Source organism: uncultured Sphingomonas sp. (assembly GCF_964237335.1).
Taxonomy (GTDB): domain Bacteria; phylum Pseudomonadota; class Alphaproteobacteria; order Sphingomonadales; family Sphingomonadaceae; genus Sphingomonas.
Window position 1 is genome coordinate 1 of the sequence record NZ_CAXSHM010000082.1, and the last position, 2789, is coordinate 2789.

Consider the following 2789-nt stretch of genomic DNA (forward strand, 5'->3'; position numbering starts at 1 on the left):
GGTTGCGGACTGGGACGCGGACTGGGCGAAGATGGCGGCAGGGGTGAAGAAGGCGACGGCGAGCAGCATGAGGCGGAGCTTCATGTTGGGCTAGGAGGGTGTGCGCGCGGAGTGGGTTGTGTTGCGGTTCGCCCGTCAAAAATCCTGGAGGCCAGATGTGAGTTTCCCGGACCTGTCGCCAGCGCAGTTCCACTAAGCTGGAGAGATGGACCAGGCATTGGCAATTGGGCTTGAGGATGTGCTCGCCGCGCGAGAACGGGTGCGGGATCACGTGTACTATTCGCCCTGTGCGCGGTCGGAGATGCTTTCGAAGCTGACGGGGCAGCAGGTGTTCCTGAAGCTTGAGAACCTGCAGATGACGGGAAGCTTCAAGGAGCGCGGCGCGCTGAACCGGCTGTCGCTGCTGACCGAAGCCGAGGCGCAGCGCGGCGTGGTGGCAGCAAGCGCGGGCAATCACGCGCAGGGTGTGGCGTACCACGCGACCCGGCTGGGGGTGCGGTCGCGCATCGTGATGCCGCTCGCGACGCCGCTGGTGAAGGTAACGGCGACGCGGGAGTTTGGGGCAGAGGTTGTGCTGCACGGGGCCAATTACGACGAGGCGTACGCGGAAGCAACACGGCTGTGCGAGAGCGAGGGGATGGTGTTTCTACATCCGTTCAACGACGCGGCAGTCATGGCCGGGCAGGGCACGATCGGGCTCGAGATGCTGGAGCAGATCGCGGGCCTCGAGGCCGTAATCGTGCCCATCGGTGGCGGAGGGCTGATTGGCGGCATGGCCTGCGCGATCAAGGAGATGGCCGCGCGCAACAAAGCGCCGGAGGTGCGGGTCATCGGCGTACAGACATCGCGGCTGCCGAGCATGGTGGAGGCGATCGTGCAGGGCGGGCCGGTGGCGATCGAGGCGGCGACCACGATTGCGGACGGCATCGCGGTCCGGCGGGCGGGCGCGCTCACCTATCCTCTGGTCGAGCGCTACGTCGACGAGATTGTGACGGTCGATGAGGACGAGATTGCATCGGCCATCCTGGTGCTGCTCGAGCGGGAAAAGACACTGGCCGAGGGTGCGGGTGCGGCAGCCCTCGCCGCGCTGCTCCAGGGCAAGACGTCGCTCGCGAATCGGCGCGGCGTCAAGACAGGCGTGCTGGTGTGCGGAGGCAACATCGATGTGACCCTGCTGGCGCGGATCATCGAGCGCGGCCTGGTGCAGGATGGGCGCATGATCCTGCTGCGCATCCATCTGCTGGACAAGCCGGGCGCGCTGGCGGAGCTGACAAGGCTGATCGCGCGGCATCGCGTCAACATCGTCAACACGCTGTATAACCGTGCCTATTATGGAGTAAACCTCGGCGATACGGCGATCGATATTACGATGGAGACACGCGGACGGGAACAGGTGGCGGAGTTGCTGACGGCGCTGACCGAGGCCGGCTACCGGCATAGCCGCGTGCAGTAATCGGCTTCGCAGCAGGATGAGTTTGGAAAGATTTAGCGAGAGGAGTTACGCATGGGTTTGCGAAACGGTGTTCTGGTTTTAGCTGCATTTACTTCATTGGCTCCGGCGATGTATGGGCAGACGGGTAGCACTTCAGGGGCCATGCTGGGCGGCCTGCACTGGCGTGAGGTTGGACCCATGCGCGGCGGCCGAACCTATGGCGTGAGCGGCAATGCGGCCGAGCCGGACACCTTCTACATGGGCTCCGTGGGCGGCGGCGTGTGGAAGACGGTGAACGCCGGCCGGACCTGGCTCCCGATCAGTGATACAGGCACCAGCGACGCAGGCATTCCGATCGGCTCGATCGGCGCCATCGCCGTGCCGCCTTCGGACCCGAAGATCGTCTACGTCGGCACGGGCGAGCCGGACATCCGCAGCCAGCACTCGTACGGCATCGGGATGTTCAAGTCGACCGATGCAGGCAAGACCTGGAAGCCGATCGGCCTTGAGGCGACGCGGCAGATCGGTCGCATCGTGGTCGACCCGCGCGACCCGAACAAGCTGTATGTGGCGGCATTGGGCCATGTCTACCGCGGCAATGCGGAGCGCGGCGTATATCGCTCGACCGACGGCGGCGCGCACTGGACCAAGGTCCTCGCCAGCAAGGATGACCCGGAGAACGTCGGCGCGGTCGACCTGGCGCTCGATCCCCAGCAGCCGGAGACGGTCTATGCTTCGTTGTGGGCGACGCGGCGTCCGCCGTGGTCGGTCTATGCGCCCTCGAATATGCCGGGCGGCGGGTTATACAAGTCGACCGACAGCGGCGCGCACTGGACGAAGTTGGGCGGCGGGCTGCCGGAGGACAACTTCGTCGGCAAGATCGGCATTGCGGTCGCGCCCAGCAATCCCAAGCGGCTGTGGGCGGTGGTGGACGATACCGGCGCGGCGGTTGCGCGGCCCTTGCGCGCGCCCGAGGGTGCGCCAAAGTCCGAGCCGCCGGCCAAGCCGCTGGGCGGCGTCTATCGCTCGGACGATGCCGGCGCAACCTGGACCCGCGTGAACGACGAGCAGCGGCTGTGGGGGCGCGGCTGGTACTTCGAGTCGGTGACGGTCGACCCCAAAAATCCGGACAAGCTCTACGTCATCAACACGGGCACCTTCGAGAGCGACGACGCGGGCAAGACCTTCTTCCCCATCAAGGGAGCGCCGGGCGGAGACGATTACCACCAGATGTGGGTCAATCCGAACGACGGCAACCGCATGGTGCTGAGCAGCGATCAGGGAACGGTGGTGAGCGTCGACGGCGGCAAGAGCTGGAGCACGTGGTACAACCAGCCGACGGCGCAGATCTACCACA

General features: G+C 65.7%; 2 protein-coding genes. Both read left to right on the forward strand.

The annotated features are described in order from the left end of the window. Window positions 1–205: 205 nt before the first annotated feature. Window positions 206–1453, forward strand: coding sequence for a threonine ammonia-lyase (gene ilvA / locus ACFE65_RS17505; protein ID WP_375383640.1), 1248 nt, complete (start codon window positions 206–208; stop codon window positions 1451–1453). A gap of 51 nt (window positions 1454–1504) precedes the next feature. Next, window positions 1505–2789, forward strand: a 1285-nt coding sequence (locus ACFE65_RS17510) for a WD40/YVTN/BNR-like repeat-containing protein (protein WP_375383641.1), incomplete at its 3' end; no start/stop codon positions are given.

What these genes read in the sequence shown, in the direction of transcription:
- ilvA (WP_375383640.1), top strand. Translation starts at nt 206, where the DNA reads ATGGACCAGGCATTGGCAATTGGGCTTGAGGATGTGCTCGCCGCGCGA.